This window comes from Brachyspira hyodysenteriae ATCC 27164 (assembly GCF_001676785.2).
In the GTDB taxonomy this organism is placed as follows: Bacteria; Spirochaetota; Brachyspiria; order Brachyspirales; family Brachyspiraceae; genus Brachyspira; species Brachyspira hyodysenteriae.
On the sequence record NZ_CP015910.2, the window covers coordinates 2074798 to 2093865 of the forward strand.

Genomic DNA, 19068 nt, shown 5'->3' on the forward strand with positions numbered 1-19068 from the left:
CCTGCTCTTTTTTATATTATAAATTTTTTATTTAACTATTAGTATTATTAGTATAAACCATCCAAGTACTATCAGGTAATTGATAATAAGAATTCTCTATAAGTTTTTGTACATTCCTTCTATATAAAGCACTTTCTACTTCTTTTATATTAGCCATACTAAGTTTAGGATCAGATAATATCAAATATTCGGCTATAGTTCTTCTGTCAGTATTTTCTTTTTCCATTATTTCTTTTATATATTTTATTCTCTCTTCACTGTATGTTGTTTTTGGTTTTGAAACATCGAATGCTATATATGATAAGTATCCTCCGTTATTTTCACCTATATAGTAGTTAGTTTTATACAAATTTATTTCATCTTGATTGAACATGCTTCTTATAAGTGCCTCTTTATATCCTTGAGCTAATTCATCAGAAACATTTGTGCTCACCATAATAAGATTTAAATCTTCCTCACTTGAAAGAGTAGATATTTGATATGCACTTTCATCTATCTGTCTGTATCTTCCTAAAACCTGAGCTTCTATCAAAGTCTTTCCTCCAAGCACCCTCATCTCAGGCTCCTGTACCAATATAAGCTTTGAACAGCTTGTAACAAATAATAAAATGAGTAAAATAAATATCATATTATAACATTTCATAAAACAAATATCTCCTATTTTTACTGTATTAATTTCCGCCTTCTAAATATGATATAACATCAGAGAAAGGCATAGGCTCAAGTCCGAATTTATCTCCTTCAAATGCTATGAGCTGCTGTTTCTGCTGATTAGGTTTATCCAAGTTTTGATCTCTAAAATAGAATGTAGTAAATACTTTATTAGCAGATATACTAAACTCTACCGAATTAGGATCATAACCGAATTGTACAATATTTTCAACAGTAGATATACCTGGGTTAATAGGTCTTATCATCTCTATTAAGAACTTAGAAAATTCTGTGGACATTTTACTTATACCCACAAAGAATGTAGTAGGTCTTATATTATTCAAAGGACTTACACCAACTCCGGCAATATCTGCTGTAAGATTAACCAATAATTTTTCATCATTAATCTTTTCTCTATTTTCAGGAGCAAGCAAATATTTAAAGTTTATATCACTTGCTAAAACACGCATATCATATTTTATAGTACTTGTATTAAAGCTTCCCAAATCAACATTGAGCCAAGGTAAATGTATAGCTCCTCTTCTTGGTGCTGTATTATTTGAGATAGATGTTAAAAATAAATTATCATCAAACTTTTCTCCGCCTATATATATAGATGATTTCAAATCCTGTATTGTAAGTCCATGCCCTTGAACTTTAACATAAGAAGAAAAATCTCTTAATCTTATACTATCATCTATAAAAGGAGTAACTTTTAAATATACTCTTAATTGTTCAAAAAATACATTCGGAATCTGTTCTATAAGAGGAGTATATCTTGTAGCTGTAGCAGTAACTTCATTATCTGTAGGAGTCAAATCAAAATGATAGTCTATATTAGAAGTAAGACCTTTTAATACTATAGACATCTTATCTGGAGAATCCATATTAGCAAAGAACTTATCAGTTTTAAAAACACCGTCTGCTATATTATTTTTCAAATTACCATTAACATTGAATAATCCGCCTATTTCAATTCCAAAAGGTAAATATAAATTATCTGTATCCAATCCTACATTATAATTCAAGTCAGCATTTTTTATAATAGGAGTAAAATAACCATTAACATGTACTAACAATTTATTAGTAGGACTTTGTAAATTAAATTCTCTAATATCAGCATATAAATTTTCTCCGAAATTAACATCCGCATCAACCTTCATAGTAACATCTTGAAGTTTGTACTGTTTTTCTGTTACATAAAAAGTACTGAAATTTGTAACTGTTGCAAATTTATCATCTAATGACAAATTATATCCTAAAGCACTAGTCATTTTTATATCATCTTCAAAAGGCAAACTATCAAGAATCTCTGACAATTTAGTAGAAAGCCAATTCTTCATAGCATAAGGAGCTATTCTTAAAGTTGATATATTAACAAAACCTCCCTTTAATCCTAAACCTTCTAAATCAAGATTGGATCTAAAATTAAGGAAATTATCTAAATCAAAATTAAGTTCAGTAACTTTTACATCCTGACTAAGCAAATCAGCATTAGCAAGCACATTAAGTTTAGCAGTAGCAGTAGAAGAAACTTCGCCATTTAAATTATAAGAGAAATTTCTTATTATTCCATTTACTGTTGTATTAATATCATTTATCATCTGTCCGAAAACATGAACATCTAAATTAAGAGAACCTCTTGCAAGTCCTCCTGAGAAATTAGCAATAGGCAATGATGTTACATTTATATTTAAATCTGTAGGATCATCAAACTTTACTGCACCATTAACTTTTATATCAGAATTAATATATTTTGAAGATACATTATCAATATAAAGAACAGTATCGCTTTTCTTATTAGGATCATTAATAGCAGGAAGAACTCCTAATGCCCCATCCAAAGATGATAAAACTCTAAATGATACATCTGTATTGCTAAATCTATATAATTTTAATGCTGTTACTCTATCAATAGTTGTATTATGATCTAATTTTATATCTTCTCTTGAAATATTATTAGGATTAAAAGTAAAATTCAATTTTGTTCTTGAATTAAGATTATTTACAGCTATAGTATCTCCCATAGAGAAATTTATTTTATCAAGCACAACATTAATTGTATTAGTTAAATTATTTATAGTGCCGCTGCTTTTATCTGCATCCACATTGACCATACCGCTCATATTTATACCTAAAGAAGGTACAAACATAGCCGCTAAACCATTTATTTTATCTAAATTAAGTCTTGCATATAATGTATCTAAATTAACCCCTATATTTCCGCTGAATATTTGATTTGCAGAAGCTATAACCTTTAATATTTCATCATTCAAAAGTTCTGAAGATAAATTTTCTATAGATACGCTTTGAGTTCTTATATTATATCTGGCAAGAAAATGTGCCGCAAACTGCATATCATCACGTTTTTTACCATTATAACTAAAATTAGGATCGTCTATTTCAAAATCGAATGTTATTATTATCTCATCTTTATTTTCTGTACCATCAGGATTTTTAGGATATGATACATCCAAATTAAATAAAGGATTATCATTAAAGAAAATACTGCTGTCATTATACGCTAAGCTATTACTTATAAAACTTTTCAAATAAATATCTTTCAAAACCTCAGGAGCAGATATACCCATCACCTGAGATAATGAAAATCTTTTTGTATGCAAGTCCAAATGAAGATTATAATTACTTAAACTAGCTATAAGTCCGTTATTAGGTACATTAGTTAAAAATGATTTGCTGTCTGCTTTTAATGCTAAATTATTTATTCTAATATTTTCCACATCAGCTTTTAATTTAAGAAAATCAAGTTTGCTGAAATCAAAAGGCTCTTTATTAGTATCTTCTTCTTTAGGCTCTGACGGAGGCATATCCGGCAAATTCCAATTTCCGCTTTCGTCTGTAAACATATAGACATATAAATTATCTATACTCAAATCCTGAACATGAAGCTTTAAAAAGAATAAAGAAAAAAGTGAAAATTTTAATCTAAAATTATCTATCTTTATATTTTCTTCATTATTAAAGTTATCAGAATTATAAAGCACAACATTGCTCATTTCTACTTTTGGAAATAATAATCCGTATTTAAAATCGCCTATTTCCAATTTTCTATTAGTAGCAGAATATACTATATTTTCAATAAGATTTTTCATTCTTTCATTATTGAAATATATTCTAGCTCCGGCAATGCCTACAACAATTAAAAAAAGAAGTATCAAAGGTATATATCTTTTTTTGAATCTTCTTTTTTTCTTATTGTTATCTTTATTCTCTTGTTCTGATGATATTTCAGTTTTTTCTTTTTTCTTAAAAAAATTCTTCATAATAAATCTTCTATAACAATATATTTTACATATTTATAAAACAATTTTACACTTAAAAGGTAGTATATTATAAAACATATTCTTTATCAATAGCAAATAAATATTTAAAAGTCATTAATTATTCATAATATCCATTATCTTCATAAGTGTTATCTTCATCATTATGATAATATGTATCATTTTCATAAGTATTATCCTGATAATAATAATCATTGTACATATTTTCATTGTTATTTGTATCTTCTTCATTACTATAATAATAATATTCAGAATTATAATCTTCAGGTCTTATAATTATAACATTATTAGTATTATTGAAATTACTTTCTAAATTTTCTTCAAATTGTTCTTCCGGTATATTATTATTATTTAAATAATTATTGCTGTAATTATAATAATCCATTTCATAGGTATTAGTATTATTGTATAAATCATATCCATAATTATAATCGCCGCTTATTTCATTTGATATGCTCATATTAAACTCATAATTTCTAGCCTTTGAAATACCTTTTTTCCATCCCTCTTTAGTTAAATCTCTTTCAAATATGAGATAATATCTGCCTTGAGACAAACTTATTTCCTGCTCATCATCAGTCTGAGGCATAGTAATAATTTTACCCAATATATCATTAGAAATACTTATATTAATAGCCTGTGAATCTATTAAAAAATAAGAAAGCTTAACACTTGATTTAATAGGTATGCTGAAATTGTAATAATCTCTGTCATAAGAATAATCTATAGCACCTTTATATGTTTGATTAAACTCTATAGTTTGAGCTTCCTGAGGTTTATTATTAGGTTCATGTTCAATATATTTATCATAAGGCTTAGCTATAATGCTTACTCTATATGGTATATTATTAACTGCATTAGTAGAAGCCAATATAAAATAATATGACATATAAGGATAAAGTATAAGCTTATCAACAGTCTCTCCGTCTCCTGTATTGTTAATATCTTTCATAGTTATCCAATTACCCTTTTGATCATAAAGTCTTATGCTTGCATCTATAGCAGGAACTCCTGAAAGCTCTATAGAAATAGAATATGTATTAAAAGAACTATTAGTTATTTTATATGCATCTGTTTCAAGATTTTTTAAATCCCCAGTTTTCAAAGTAGGATTATAAGTTTGGCTATAGTATCCATCTATTGTATATAGTCTGTTATCGCTATTAACATCTATAATCTGAGCTGCAGAAATTTTATCATTAGGCTCTTTTTCGTCGGTTTCTTTATAGTCTCTTTTTTTAATTATAAACATATAATCAATATTTTCTTTTACATTATCTTTTGGAGCTATTGATATATAATATTTATTTTCATCTATATTATTTTCAGAAGCTTCAAAATATATATTCTTCATTATCTGAGTTGTATATATCATTTCTTCTTCTTTTTTATTTTGATTATTGTTATTGCTGCTTACTGCTTCATTAGTATTACTATCATTTGTAATTGGATTTGTTTCAGTATATGGCACTTCATCCGGTTCATTTATCACTTTTATTATATTATTCTTATAATCATATAAAGTCATTATAACAGGAGAATATGTAGAATTGGAAACATAAAAATCTATGATGCTTGCTTTACCATCAAAAGTAAAATAATAATAATCTGTATTATCCCCTTCCAATTGCCCAATTATACCGTCTTTATTAATTTTCTGGGCTGTTTCAAAAGTATTATTACCGCCTGCTTTTTTTTCTAATTTATATTGTGAAGAACTGCATGATGCTATAATAATCATTGCAATATTAATAATAATTACAAAACCAATTTTTCTCATTTTATCTCCGTTATAAAAAACAATATACAAAATTATACATTATTCTATAATAAAAAGATACTTAATATTTTTATATATTTCAAAAAAAATAAAATAAAAATAGAAATAGCTATTGACATTTTTATTTATGTATGGTATTATTTTTTTACGTTTTCAAATTAATATGGGTAGGTGGCCGAGCAGTCAATGGCAGCAGACTGTAAATCTGCCGACGTGAGTCTACGGGGGTGCGAATCCCTCCCTGCCCACATTCTTTTTTTACGAATATTTATCTTAAAAAGAGGTATCGCTTTGGCTATAGAATTTAATAATGAATATATATCTATAGTTATGGAAGCTAACCTATCTGCTCCCGAAGAAATAAAAACTTTTGTAGAAGATTCTGATGAAGCATGTAATATAAGAATGCCTGTTGTTGTTCTTGATATGAAAAATGTAAAAGAAATTAACAGTGCAGGAATAGCTAAAATACTTAAACTTTATAAAAACCTACAATCACTTAAAGTTAAACTATTTATGATTAATGTGGATGACTCTATAAAGCCTACTATAAAAAGCTTAATGATGTTCAGTTTAATAAAATATTTTGATGATCCTAAAGATTTTAGTATATAATATCATATAAAATATTGTTTTCATATACAATTAAAAATTTTAATACTCAGCATTTGAAAATACTTAAATTTATAAAATATCTATATAGCAAATAAATATCTTAATAAAAAATTTAATTATTATAAAATGGGCTATAAAATTAATTATAACCCATAAAAAATCAATACTTACTTTTCTACTTCTTTTTTGTATTTAATCAAACCTTCTTTCAAAATTCTCATAGCTTTTTTAAGATCATCTGAATTAAGTACATAGCACATTCTTATCTCATTTCTTCCTAAACCTTCAGTAGCATAAAAACCTTCAGCAGGAGCAAACATAACAGTTTCATTATCAATATTGAAATCCTTAAGAAGCCAAATAGCAAAATCTTCAGCATCTTTAACAGGAAGCTGAGCTAGAACATAAAAAGCCCCCTCAGGTTCTCTCATAAATACTCCATCCATTTTTGTAAGTTCTTCAAAAAGAATCTTTCTTCTATTATCATACTCATTTCTAGTAGCCTCAAAATAATCAGAAGGCAAATCATATAAAGCAGATGCACCTATCATTTCAAGAGTAGGAACTGATAATCTAGCCTGACATTCTTTAAAAATAGCTTCCATAAATTCCTTATTCTTACTTATTATACAACCTATTCTAGCACCGCATGCAGAAAACCTCTTTGAAATAGAATCTATTATAATAACATTCTCCGCTATGTCATTATAACTACCAAAACTTATTGCTTTTCTATCACCATAAACAAACTCTCTATATACTTCATCACTTATAATGAAAAAATCATGCTTTTTAGCTAAATATGCTATATCATCCAATTCCCTTTTTGTAGATACAACTCCTGTAGGATTAGAAGGATTTGAAAATAAATATCCCTTAGTTTTTTTAGTAATGCTTTTTTCTATTATTTCGCGGCTCGGTAAATGAAATCCGTCTTCTGCATAAGTCCTTACCACATTTCTTTTAATATTAAGTATATCATAAAAACTATTATAATTAGCATAATAAGGTTCTGACACTAACATTTCATCGCCTTCATCAAATATTGCAATTAAACTAAGAAGTATAGCCTCACTTCCTCCGCTAGTTATTATTATTTCATCTTCATTATAATGAATACCTAATCTTTCATAATATTTCTGAATTTTGCTAATAAGTTCTTTAGTACCTCTTGAATGCTCATATTTTACAGTTTTTATATCGCAGTTAGCAATAGCATCAAAAAATACCCTAGGTGTTTCTATATCAGGCTGACCTATATTAAGGTGATGTATTTTTATTCCTCTCTTAGCAGCTTCTTCAGCATAAATATTTAATCTTCTTATAGGAGAAGCTTTAAGCTGCTGTACTCTTCTAGATAGATACATGATAAACTCCAATTCATTGTTGTATATAATAAAATTTTAACTATATTCTATATAAAAAATAAAGGAGCTATAAGATAAATTACAGCCCCTTTTTCATTCTCTTAATCTTTCTAAGACTATTATTTATCTATTTCCCTATATTTAATTAAGGCCTCTCTAAGTATATGCATTGATTTTTTCAAATCTTCAGAATCTAAAGCATATGAAATTCTAACCTCATTTTTTCCTAATCCTTCAGTGGCGTAGAAACCTTCCGCGGGTGCGAACATAACTGTTTCATTATTTATATTGAAATCTTTTAAAAGCCATATGATAAAGTTTTCTGCATTTTTAACAGGAAGTTTAGCAAGAACATAGAAAGCTCCCTCAGGTTCATGAGTAACTACTCCTTCCATAGTAGCAAGTTCTTCAAATATAATTTTTCTTCTATAATCATATTCTTTTAAAGCTTCATCAAAATAGTTGTCTGGTAAATCATATAAAGCAGCAGCTCCAACCATATCTAAAGTAGGAAGTGATAATCTAGCCTGACATTCTCTGAATACAGCTGTCATTAATTTTTTATTTTTACTTATAAGACATCCTACTCTAGCTCCGCATGCAGAAAATCTTTTTGATATAGAGTCTATAATAATAACATGATCTGCTAAATCTTTATAAGTACCGAAACTTATTGCTTTTCTATCACCATAAACAAATTCTCTATAAACCTCATCGCTTATAATAAATAAATCATATTTCTTAGCAATATAAGCAATATCATCTAACTCTTTTTTAGTATATACAACACCTGTAGGATTTGAAGGATTTGCAAGCATAAATGCTTTTGTTTTTGGAGTAATATGTTTTTCTATTTCTTCTCTGCTAGGAAGATGGAATCCATCCTCTGCATAAGTTCTAACAGCATTATATTTAATATTATAAAGATCATAAAAACTTTTATAATTAGCATATAAAGGCTCAGATACTAATATTTCATCTTCTTCATCGAATATAGCAAGCATAGCAAAAGATATTGCCTCAGAACCTCCACTAGTGATAACTATATCTTCTTCTTCATAATGAATGCCTAATTTATCATAATATGCTTGAATTTTATTAATAAGAGGTTTAATACCCCTTGAATGTTCATATTTAAGCGTTTTTTCATGAAATTTAGAAATTGCTTCAAAAAATATTTTTGGTGTTTCAATATCAGGCTGACCAACATTAAGATGATATATTTTTATACCTCTTTTAACAGCATCTTCAGCATAAGGATTCAATTTTCTAACCGGCGAAACCTTTAATCTCTGAATTCTTCTAGATATATCCATAATGACTCTCCATTAATTATTCTAAATAGTAATTTTTTAGCTAATTAAATATATATGAAACAATAAAAATTGTCAATATATTTTATTTAATTATTAATAAATAAATAAAAAAAATCATAAAATAAACATTATTTATAAATAAAAATTACACTATTATATATATAAAATAGTTTATAAAGTGAAATTTGGTATCATAATTATAGAATTATAAAAACCATTAATTATTTTTTAATCATAAATAATAAAATATTACCAAATATTGATAAAAGATGTTTTTTGATATAGAATGAATGACAAAATAAAAAATGAAATTTAAATATGCATATAAAAAAAATTGTAACAATAATAATAGCAGCTATTTTATTATATATTCCGTTATATCCTTTTGGCGGAAAGCCTATTCCAATAGAAAAAGTTAAACCTTATTATACTATTAAGGATACTGCTAAAATAGATGTATTTATATATACAAATTTAGGTAATAATACAAATTACAATTATTTATGTTTTGCAATAGCAGATGCAGTTGCTAGTCAGATAGAATATAACAAAACCTTGAGACTTCAATCAGAAACAAATTATACAATAACACCTGTAAATTTTGAAAGAGCATATAATTATAAAGTATTTCAATTTACTAATATAACATACACAAGCAGAACTGAAGGAACTAATATAATAATATCAACAAATTATGAATATACAACTTATACTAATTGGGGAAATGTAAGGAGTAATGTTCAGTTAATTACACCTCAAACAGAAGGTTTTTTCCTAGAAACAAATGAAATGTTATTTGATTATAATGGAACTAATGTAATATTAAGAGGTACTAATGATTTTATTCAAAAAGTTGATATAGGAAGAAATTATTATGAATATTTCGGAGATGATATAAAAAAATATGTATTCACTAGAAATTCGGATATTGCTATATTTGGAACTGTAGAATATAACAGACCTAATATAAGTGTAGTAACATATATAGCATATATAAAAGAAAGAAAAATAACTTCATATTCTATAACAATACCGGAAGCAAAAATTGATGAGCAAATACCAAATTATGCATTAGAGATAGCTAATAGAATAAGTTATTTGGATAAAACAGGCGTCATAGCAATAGATGTTTCTCCAGAAGATGCATTTGTTTATGTAGATGATGTATTTATAGGTAAAAGCGGACAAACTCTATATGTACCAGCATTAACAACGAATAGCCATAGATTTACAATAAAAAAAGAGGCTTATGACACTATAGATACTATGCTTTCCTTTGAAAAACCAAATGAAAATATAATGCTTAATTTTAAATTAAAAGAATTAAGTAAAAGTGCCAGAGTACAGATTAATATACCAGGTGAAGAAGAAAGCTCTGTTGTAATCAATGGAGTAAAAGAAACACCTACAAATGTAATAAATAGATATTTTGGATTTGGTACATATTCTTTAAAAATAACAAATAAAAATTATTTAGATTATTATGGTACTTTTACAGTAAACAGCACTAATTCTTTAATTCTTACACCTAATATGAAGAAATTTAAAGAACCAACATTAGCCGATAAAATATTTAAAAATTATGAAAGAAACACAAAAATATTTTTAGGATTAACTATAGCAAGTGCAATATTTACAGTAGGAACTTATATATATGCAAATGAAGTATTAGATTCAGCAGTAGTTAATCACTATAATCAATATAAAGATCTTGCCCCTAGCGACAGACCTCCTTTAAATCTAAATAATTATAATACAGCGGTAAACGTATATATAGCTGGAATGGTTCTAACAGGAGCATTCGCTTTAACTGCAGGCGTATATTATATGCTTTGGATAAATGAAAATAATTTTGCTGTTGAAGAGCTTTCATTTAATGCAGGATACAGCGGAGTTAATCTGATGTACTCATGGCGGTGGTAGCTGCAATAATAACTTAATAATAATTAATAAAATTTTCAATTATATTTGACAAAACATTATTATTTACTATACTACTTATAATAATATAATTTTAGGAGTTATAATATGCTTAATATAATTTTTATAGGAGCTCCCGGAGTTGGAAAGGGAACTCAATCTGCTTTAATTGAAAAAGATTATTCTATATCACATATTGCTACAGGTGATATGTTAAGAGAAAACATTGCTAATGGTACTGAGCTTGGAAAAACAGCTAAATCATATATGGACAAAGGTGAATTGGTACCTGACAGCTTGGTTATTGATATGCTTAAAGACAGAATAAAAAAAGATGACTGTAAAAATGGTTTTATGCTTGATGGTTTCCCTAGAACTATAGAACAGGCTAAAGAATTATCAAATATATTAGAAAGTCTTAATTATAAAATAAGTGCGGTTATAGATATATTTGCTTCAGAAGAAATAATAATAGACAGATTATTAAAAAGAGGACGTGCTGATGATAATGAAGAAACAATCAAAAACAGATTAAAAGTATTTGAAAATCAAAGCAAGCCTGTATTAGATTATTATAGCGACAAAGCAAAAATAATAAAAATAGAGAGTATCGGAACTCCTGAAGAAGTATATGCTAAAATAAAAAAAGAGTTAGATGTATTATAATTTACAATTATTATATTTTTACAGGGCTATGATTATAAATCATAGCCTTTTTTATATGTAAATTATTTTTATGATATATATTCCGACAATATAAAAAAGCAATATTATCAAAATTATTATTTACGGGTTTATATATGTCTGAAGAAAAAGATATAAATAATAACAATGAAACTGAAAATACTGATGCTGTACCTAGAAAAGCTGTTAAGAAAAAAATGATAATAAAGTCTAAAAATAAAGAAAATATCAAAGACTTAGATTTATCATCTTATGGAGCAAGAAGACAGGCCAGAATATATGCCGTTATGTCTTTATATTCATATGAGATTAATGATAGAAAAGAAACAATTAATGAAATTCTCAGCTTTGATTATGACAAAAAAATACCTGAAAATATATCTGAATTCACTAGAACTCTAGTAGAAGGAACTATAAATAATTTAGAAAGAATAGATAATTTAATAGAAAAATATTCTAATAATTGGGATATAAAAAGGATACAATATGTAGATAAATCAATTATTAGAATGTCAATATATTCGCTAATATTTTTGAAAGATATACCAAAATCTGTAGTTATAGATGAAGCAGTAGAAATTTCAAAAATTTTTAGTGATAAAGATTCTTATAAATTTGTAAATGGGATTTTAGATGGTATACAAGAAAAAGACATACAATAAAAGATTGGCCAAATATAAAAACATACAAATGATAGTTTTTATATTATCTGTAGGCGCATTAGGTTTAATAGCTATAATATCATTGAATGTAGCAATAATACAGGGAAAGGTAAAATTAAATTCCCAAATTGTAGATGATTATACATTGGCTAAAGAATATTATAATAACAAAGATTATAATAAAGCTAAATCTATATTGAAAAAAGAAATAAGAAATACCATAGATCCTAAAAAAGAATATGAAGCTAATATACTTCTAGGAAAAATATACAATGAAACAAAAGATTATGATAATGCAATAAAAGTTTTTAATACTATGACAAATTCATTGTATCTAGATGAACAGTTAAAACATAATTTAGCTATATCATATCTAAAAAAAGAAATGTATGATGAAGCTTTAGTATCATTAGAAACTTCATTATCAATAAACAGCAATTATATACCTAGCCTTCTAACATTGGGAAGATTTTATATGGAAAGAGATTTGCCTAGATTGGCTAAGGGATATTATGAAAGAGTTTTAACTTTAGAAGAAAATGATGAAGCTTTATTTTATGTTGGATTAATAGCACTTAATGAAGGTTTCCAAAGTGTAGCTTATGATACTTTAACTAAATTAGTAAGAAGAAGCAAAGGAGAATATGCTGATAAAGCTGCTACAATATTGGGAGATATATATGTAATCTCAGGAGATACAGACAGTGCTATAGAGATGTATTTGAAAAGTTTAGTTAATTCGGATACAAAACCTGACTCTATAAAAAGACTTGTAAAAATATATGAGCAGGTTGAAGATTATGATGGTATAAAAAAAGTATATGAGCAAATATTAGAGCAAAATCCTAATGATGTTGATACAATACTTGCATTAGGTGAATTATATGAAAAAGAAAATGCTTATGACAGAGCAATAAAATATTATCTAAAATTGGTAAAAATGAAAGATTATACCAATACTTATGGTGCTACAGGTTTGCTTGCTAATGCATACTACAAAGGAAGTATGTTAAAAGAAGCTGAAGCAAATTATAAAAAAATAATTATGGCTAACAATAAAGATGATTTATACAAAACAGCTTTAGAAAGACTTGGAGATATAACATACAGACAAAAAGATTTTATGCCTTCTTTGAGATACTATCAGGAAATATACAAGCTAGAAACTAATAATACTATATTCATGCCTAGACTTGGAGAATTGGAATTATACTATGGAAATTCAGACAAAGGAATAAAATTATTAAAGGAATCCATTGCTGAAGATGTAGGAAATGCCTTCCCTAGCAGAACATTAGCTATTTATTATGAGAGTATAGGTAATAATAATGAGGCATTAAATTATTATAATTATACACTTTCAAAATATCCTAAAGATAGAGAAAGTATATACAGAGCAGGAATGCTTTATTACAAAACAAAAAATTATGAAAAATCAAAAGAGTCTTTGCTTATAGCAGCTAATGATGAAAATAATACCACATTAGTAAGGGAAAATGCTTGGATAACATTAGCTACAATGATGGAAGAAATACGTTCTTATAATGATGCTTCTTCTTATTACAGACAATTAGTAGAAATGTCGCCTAGTGTTGAAAATTACATGCTTTATGGAGCATTCTCTTATAGAAGACTTCAATATAATGAGGCTATATATGCTTATAATGAAGCTTTAAATTTGGCAACAACAAAAAAAGATATGTTTGATATTAATTTAGTTTTAGGCAAATGCTACTACAGAATGAATGAACTTGATAATGCTGAAGAAAGTTATAGAAACGCTTTAAGCTACAACAGCGGTGATTCTCAGGCAAAAGATGGTTTAAGACAGGTGCTTACAAAGAAAGAGCTTATGTATAATAATTAATATCAAAAATTAAATAGAATAAAAAAGAAAGCAGGATATTCAAAAAATATTCTGCTTTTTTTATTATTGTTATGCTCGTCTACGACTACAATGAGCTAGTGAGTAAACTCACTAGCTGGCTACGACTCGCTTTTATATTTTTATTCTAATATTTAAAAATTATTATTTATTATTATTGTTATGCTCGCCCATCTGCACTTAATTCGCTAAAGACTTAACTTAATAAATTAAGTTACACGCTTGTGTCCCTGTGAGGAGGGCTTCAGATCGCTTTTTATTAAAAATATTATTAAGTTTTAAAGTGATAAACTCGCTAGCAATAATAAAAAATAAACTATCAGATAATAACTTTAGTTGTAATCTATTTATTTAAAATTCATAAATAAAAAAATAATCTTTTAATATAAAAATTGTGAATATACTGCAAATTAGTTTGCTATAGATTGAATGTGAAGAATTTTATAAGAATAAAAAAAGCCGTACTAATTATCAGTACGGCAACAATGAACCGGTGACGGGTTTCGAACCCGCGAGTGCAGGAATGAAAATCCTGTGTGTTAAACCTCTTCACCACACCGGCATATATTAAAGAACTTTTGATTGATGTGAGCCAAGAAGGGTTCGAACCTTCGACAACCGCCTTAAAAGGGCGATGCTCTACCGACTGAGCTATTGGCCCGTTTGTTTTCACATTCATTCAAATGTTTGTATATAATACAATATTATTAATTTTTTGTCAAGCCCTAATTATATTTTTTTTCATAACTAATTAAATATATTCCAAGGATTATAAGAAGGAAGATCAGCCTCAACATATATTTCTTCATCTCTTGTGGGATGCGGAAATCTAAGACTTTTAGCAAATAAAGCTAAAGGCACATCATTTCTATCATACTTTATATAACTTCCGTATTTCCTATCACCATATATAACATGCCCTATATTAGCTAGCTGTACTCTTATTTGATGAAATCTGCCTGTTTCTAATTCTACCCTTAATAAGCTAAGATTTTTTATTACATCTTCTTTTATAACATTATATTTTAACTTAGCTATTTTAGCATTCTTTGTATTTTCAAAAACAACCTGAGCTATATTACCCAATTTATTTGTTTTTTTTATAAGATAATTTTCAAGCTTAGCTTCTTTTTCTAAAAGTATTCCATTAACAACAGCATAATAAGTTTTTTCAAATTTTCTATCTCTTATAGCTTCGCTTAATCTTGATGCTGCCTTTGAAGTCTTAGCAAAAACTATAATTCCGGATACAGGTCTATCTAATCTATGAACAAGCCCCAAAAATACATTACCTTTTTTATTGTACTTTATCTTTATATAATCTTTAATATTCTCAAAAAAAGAAACATCTCCTGTTATATCGCCCTGTGTAGGTATATTAGGAGGCTTTACCGCCACTATTATATGATTATCCTCATAAATAGGATTAATATAATTACTCATTTCTTTTTCTATATCCATATTATTTACCATTATAATTTTAATTCATAAGAAGTTATATATTATTATATAGTGTTTAATTAGATTTATTATGATTTAATAAAGGGGGGAATGTGCCGAGTCAGGGAATCGAACCCTAGACACAAGGATTTTCAGTCCTTTGCTCTACCTACTGAGCTAACTCGGCAAGTGAAAATTATTATAGCACACAAATAAGAAATGTCAAGCACTAATGCAAAAATTATTACAAAAAATATTTTTTTTGGTTTATAAATTATATATTTTGACAAATAGCATTATTAAATATATAATGTACAGCAAATTTTCATTATTTCTGATTATATATGCAGTCAGAATATTATAATTTTATCATTTTTTATATGCAGGTAATATATGACAAAGAAAAAAGACAGAATAATAACATTTTCACTAATAGTTGTAATTATAATACTAATAAATGCAATAGCAAATCAATTTACCCCTATGATAGATTTAACTAAAGATAAAGTTTACTCTCTAAGCAAAGAAAGCAAAAATTTAGTTAAAAATTTAAAAGAGCCTATGAGTGTAAAATTTTTTGTTACACCTAATCTTCCTCCCCCATTTTCTACTTATGAGAAATATATAAAAGATTTATTTGAAGGATATAAAGCAGCAGGCGGAAAAAATATCAGCTTTGAAGTGATAGATGCTTCAAAACATGGAGATTTAGCTAGTCAGTACAGAATAAATCCTACTCAAATAAGCGTATTAGAAAAAGATCAGACTCAAACTAAAGTGGCATATATGGGACTTTCTTTTATATACGGAGATTCTATAGAAACAATACCATTCGTACAATCAACTGAAGGTTTAGAGTATAATATAGACACCATAATAAGAAAGATGATGGATAAAAATGACAGATTAGCAAGATTAGAAAATAATTTGAATGTTTATTATGTGTCATCAAAAGAAATATACGATCTTCTTCCTATAGGAGCAATGGAGCTTATACCAGATTCTATTATGCAGGCTGTTGCCGATGCTAATAAGGATTTAATGAATAAAGTAAGATTTATAAATGTAGATATGTCTAATCCTACTGCTGAAAATGAAGAATTATTAAAAAAGCTTAATGTTAAAAAAATTGAATGGGACGATATAAAAGATCCTAATGGAAATATAGTAGCGAATAAAGGAAGTGCTTATTTTTCATTGATTTTAGAAAACGGAGACGATATAAGACAGCTTTCAACATCATATATATTGTATGGAGCTTTCGACGAAATAAAAAATGAAATATCAAAAAACATAGACAGTATGCTTGGACTTAAAGCAACTATAGGATATGTTCAAGGACATGAAGAGGCTAATTACATAACTATACCGCCTCAATTCGGAGGAAATCCTAATGATGCTTATGACAGCGTAAGCCAATATGTTACAGAAATACAAGGAAATTATAATTTTGAAGCTGTTGATATTGCATTAAATGATATACCTTCAAGTATAGATGCTTTAATAATAGCAGGAAGTAAAACTGCATTCAGCGATTATGAATTATATAAATTGGATCAGTTTATTATGAGCGGAAAACCTGTATTATTCATGCTTAATGGAGTACAAATTAATCAAGATGATCCTAATGCTCAAATGTACGGACCTAAACTTATACCTGTTACAAACAGACTTAATGAAATACTTACTAATTATGGATTCACTGTAGCAGAAAATATGATATTTGATGATAATGCATATAAGGCTCAATTACAGCAGGGTATGCCTGAACAGAAAATGTACTATATACCTTTGATAGCTTCTGAAAATATAAATGCTAAAAATGATATAACTAAGAGTATTAATTTACTTCTCACACCTATATCATCAGAAATCGTAACAAATATGAATAATACAGATATAAAAGTAACACCTCTTATTTATACTAGTGATAAAAGCTGGGTTGAAACAGATAACTTTACTTCTTCTATGACAGGAATGCCTCAGGATTCAAGCAGATTATCAAAAAGGCTTTTGGCTGCTTCATTTGAAGGAAAAATGAATAGTGCATTTGCCGGAAAAGATATACCTTCATCAACAAATGCCCAGAATAATATTAACAGCGGTATAAACAGAATTAATTCTACAACAAGCGGAAAAGTGATAGTTGTTGGTTCTTATGAAATGGCTAAAAACAGTGCATATGAGGCTAATAAAATATTCTTAATGAATTTAGTTGATTATATGGCAGGCGACAGCGGACTTATGAGCATAAGAAGAAAAGGAGCTGTATTTAATCCTCCTTATCAAGTACCTGAAACAGTTAAGCTTTTTGTAAGAGTAATAAATATAGTTATGCTTCCTGTTGCTGTTATAGTATTCGGACTTATGTTATGGAGTTCCGACAAGAAAAGAAGACAGAATATATTTGAGAAGTTTAACAGAAAGGCAGAATAATTGTAAAGCTTTATAATTATTTGTAACTTTGACAATTTAAATTCTTTTGTTATAATAAAATTATGAGCAAAACAAAAGATATTAATGTACTTAACGATTATTTTATGCGTTATATGTTTGCAAAAGAAGGACATGAAGGTATTTTAAAAAATCTCATTAATTCTGTAAGATTGGACTATAATCAAGAGCCATTTGAAGAAGTAAAAGTTTTAAATACTTTTAATCTAAAAGAAACAATTAATGATAAACAATCTATAGTTGATGTAAGAGCTGTTACTAAAACCGGTGAAACTGTTTTAATAGAAATACAAAGAATAGGAAATCAGTCATTTGTTTATAGAAGTTTATACTATTGGTCTAAAGCTTATGTTGCCAATTTGAGAAATAATGAAAAATATAATGATTTAAAACAGGTTATAGTGATTAATATTTTAGACTTTAATCTGTTAAAAGATATCAATAAAGAACATAGCTGTTATGTTATAAAAGAACTTGAAACTAATCATATACTTACTAATCATCTTGAGATGCATTTCCTTGAATTACAGAAATATTTATCTAGTAATTCAAATCTCAAAGATGAATTAGATGCTTGGTTTTATTTTTTAACAAGTAAAGAAAAAATGGAGGATATTATGGAAATATTAGTTAAAAAAAATCCTATAATGAAAGAAGTTTATGATGAGTATAACAAATTTGTAAATACAAAAGATTTATTTGATAATTATGCAGAATATGAAAAGAATTATTTTGATATTTTAGCTTTAAATGAAGAAAGAATAAAAGGCAGGGAAGAAGGTATAAAAGAAACTAAAATATCTATGGCTAAAAATATGAAAAATAAGAATATGGATTTAAACCTTATTAGTGAATTAACAAATTTAAGTATAGAAGAAATAAAAAAATTATGAGCATATAACCAATTCGCCGAAGGCGGACAGAGTCATTTGTTATATATTTTAAGCGAATAATTTTTTATAAATAAATTAAAGAAATAAAAAACTTGTGAG

Annotated in this window: 13 protein-coding genes and 4 tRNA genes; 8 read left to right on the plus strand and 9 right to left on the minus strand. The window is 27.1% G+C overall.

Going from position 1 to position 19068, the window contains the following annotated elements; all coding sequences use genetic code 11:
* Positions 1–31: 31 nt before the first annotated feature.
* The 3 genes from BHYOB78_RS09095 to BHYOB78_RS09105 all read right to left on the minus strand — a co-directional run bounded on the left by BHYOB78_RS09095 (position 32) and on the right by BHYOB78_RS09105 (position 5733).
* Positions 32–643, minus strand: a complete 612-nt coding sequence (locus BHYOB78_RS09095) for a hypothetical protein (RefSeq protein WP_020063911.1) — start codon at positions 641–643, stop codon at positions 32–34.
* A gap of 28 nt (positions 644–671) precedes the next feature.
* Positions 672–3935 carry an AsmA family protein gene (locus BHYOB78_RS09100; protein ID WP_020063912.1) on the minus strand — a complete coding sequence of 1088 codons (3264 nt, stop codon included), beginning with the start codon at positions 3933–3935 and terminating at the stop codon, positions 672–674.
* A gap of 118 nt (positions 3936–4053) precedes the next feature.
* A complete protein-coding gene (locus tag BHYOB78_RS09105; RefSeq protein ID WP_028331285.1) occupies positions 4054–5733 on the minus strand; it encodes a hypothetical protein in 1680 nt (559 codons plus the stop codon).
* A gap of 165 nt (positions 5734–5898) precedes the next feature.
* Between BHYOB78_RS09105 and BHYOB78_RS09110 the strand changes: the two genes are divergently transcribed.
* Positions 5899–5981, plus strand: a tRNA-Tyr gene (locus BHYOB78_RS09110).
* A gap of 43 nt (positions 5982–6024) precedes the next feature.
* On the plus strand, positions 6025–6348 hold the full coding sequence (locus tag BHYOB78_RS09115; RefSeq protein WP_020063913.1) for an STAS domain-containing protein: 324 nt from the start codon (positions 6025–6027) through the stop codon (positions 6346–6348).
* Positions 6349–6515: 167 nt separating this feature from the next.
* On the opposite strand, the gene BHYOB78_RS09120 is transcribed toward BHYOB78_RS09115, so the two are convergent.
* Together BHYOB78_RS09120 and BHYOB78_RS09125 are read right to left on the minus strand one after the other, a co-directional pair.
* On the minus strand, positions 6516–7715 hold the full coding sequence (locus tag BHYOB78_RS09120; protein WP_012670484.1) for a pyridoxal phosphate-dependent aminotransferase: 1200 nt from the start codon (positions 7713–7715) through the stop codon (positions 6516–6518).
* Positions 7716–7834: 119 nt separating this feature from the next.
* On the minus strand, positions 7835–9031 hold the full coding sequence (locus BHYOB78_RS09125; protein WP_012670485.1) for a pyridoxal phosphate-dependent aminotransferase: 1197 nt from the start codon (positions 9029–9031) through the stop codon (positions 7835–7837).
* Between the two features lie 318 nt (positions 9032–9349).
* Between BHYOB78_RS09125 and BHYOB78_RS09130 the strand changes: the two genes are divergently transcribed.
* The 4 genes from BHYOB78_RS09130 to BHYOB78_RS09145 all read left to right on the plus strand — a co-directional run bounded on the left by BHYOB78_RS09130 (position 9350) and on the right by BHYOB78_RS09145 (position 14164).
* A complete protein-coding gene (locus tag BHYOB78_RS09130) occupies positions 9350–10954 on the plus strand; it encodes a PEGA domain-containing protein (protein WP_020063914.1) in 1605 nt (534 codons plus the stop codon).
* A gap of 105 nt (positions 10955–11059) precedes the next feature.
* A complete protein-coding gene (locus BHYOB78_RS09135) occupies positions 11060–11617 on the plus strand; it encodes an adenylate kinase (protein ID WP_012670487.1) in 558 nt (185 codons plus the stop codon).
* Between the two features lie 134 nt (positions 11618–11751).
* Complete coding sequence (gene nusB, locus BHYOB78_RS09140; protein WP_020063915.1) at positions 11752–12297, plus strand: transcription antitermination factor NusB; 546 nt, start codon at positions 11752–11754, stop codon at positions 12295–12297.
* The gene (locus tag BHYOB78_RS09145) at positions 12269–14164 is read left to right on the plus strand and encodes a tetratricopeptide repeat protein (RefSeq protein WP_020063916.1); all 1896 of its coding nucleotides are present in this window, start codon (positions 12269–12271) and stop codon (positions 14162–14164) included. Before nusB ends, BHYOB78_RS09145 begins: the two co-directional genes overlap by 29 nt.
* A 506-nt stretch (positions 14165–14670) precedes the next feature.
* Here BHYOB78_RS09145 and BHYOB78_RS09150 read toward each other — a convergent pair.
* From BHYOB78_RS09150 to BHYOB78_RS09165, 4 genes are all read right to left on the minus strand, one after another.
* A tRNA-Glu gene (locus tag BHYOB78_RS09150) sits at positions 14671–14744 on the minus strand.
* Between the two features lie 26 nt (positions 14745–14770).
* Positions 14771–14843, minus strand: a tRNA-Lys gene (locus BHYOB78_RS09155).
* An 86-nt stretch (positions 14844–14929) separates the two neighbouring features.
* The gene (locus BHYOB78_RS09160; protein WP_020063917.1) at positions 14930–15643 is read right to left on the minus strand and encodes an RluA family pseudouridine synthase; all 714 of its coding nucleotides are present in this window, start codon (positions 15641–15643) and stop codon (positions 14930–14932) included.
* 93 nt (positions 15644–15736) lie between these two features.
* A tRNA-Phe gene (locus BHYOB78_RS09165) sits at positions 15737–15809 on the minus strand.
* A gap of 206 nt (positions 15810–16015) precedes the next feature.
* On the opposite strand from BHYOB78_RS09165, the gene BHYOB78_RS09170 reads away from it, so the two are divergent.
* A complete protein-coding gene (locus tag BHYOB78_RS09170; protein ID WP_020063918.1) occupies positions 16016–18058 on the plus strand; it encodes a GldG family protein in 2043 nt (680 codons plus the stop codon).
* Between the two features lie 62 nt (positions 18059–18120).
* Positions 18121–18969 carry an Rpn family recombination-promoting nuclease/putative transposase gene (locus BHYOB78_RS09175; RefSeq protein WP_020063919.1) on the plus strand — a complete coding sequence of 283 codons (849 nt, stop codon included), beginning with the start codon at positions 18121–18123 and terminating at the stop codon, positions 18967–18969.
* Positions 18970–19068 lie beyond the last annotated feature (99 nt).

What these genes read in the sequence shown, in the direction of transcription:
- BHYOB78_RS09095 (WP_020063911.1), bottom strand. Translation starts at nt 643, where the DNA reads ATGAAATGTTATAATATGATATTTATTTTACTCATTTTATTATTTGTT.
- BHYOB78_RS09100 (WP_020063912.1), bottom strand. Translation starts at nt 3,935, where the DNA reads ATGAAGAATTTTTTTAAGAAAAAAGAAAAAACTGAAATATCATCAGAA.
- BHYOB78_RS09105 (WP_028331285.1), bottom strand. Translation starts at nt 5,733, where the DNA reads ATGAGAAAAATTGGTTTTGTAATTATTATTAATATTGCAATGATTATT.
- BHYOB78_RS09120 (WP_012670484.1), bottom strand. Translation starts at nt 7,715, where the DNA reads ATGTATCTATCTAGAAGAGTACAGCAGCTTAAAGCTTCTCCTATAAGA.
- BHYOB78_RS09125 (WP_012670485.1), bottom strand. Translation starts at nt 9,031, where the DNA reads ATGGATATATCTAGAAGAATTCAGAGATTAAAGGTTTCGCCGGTTAGA.
- BHYOB78_RS09130 (WP_020063914.1), top strand. Translation starts at nt 9,350, where the DNA reads ATGCATATAAAAAAAATTGTAACAATAATAATAGCAGCTATTTTATTA.
- BHYOB78_RS09135 (WP_012670487.1), top strand. Translation starts at nt 11,060, where the DNA reads ATGCTTAATATAATTTTTATAGGAGCTCCCGGAGTTGGAAAGGGAACT.
- nusB (WP_020063915.1), top strand. Translation starts at nt 11,752, where the DNA reads ATGTCTGAAGAAAAAGATATAAATAATAACAATGAAACTGAAAATACT.
- BHYOB78_RS09145 (WP_020063916.1), top strand. Translation starts at nt 12,269, where the DNA reads ATGGTATACAAGAAAAAGACATACAATAAAAGATTGGCCAAATATAAA.
- BHYOB78_RS09160 (WP_020063917.1), bottom strand. Translation starts at nt 15,643, where the DNA reads ATGGATATAGAAAAAGAAATGAGTAATTATATTAATCCTATTTATGAG.
- BHYOB78_RS09170 (WP_020063918.1), top strand. Translation starts at nt 16,016, where the DNA reads ATGACAAAGAAAAAAGACAGAATAATAACATTTTCACTAATAGTTGTA.
- BHYOB78_RS09175 (WP_020063919.1), top strand. Translation starts at nt 18,121, where the DNA reads ATGAGCAAAACAAAAGATATTAATGTACTTAACGATTATTTTATGCGT.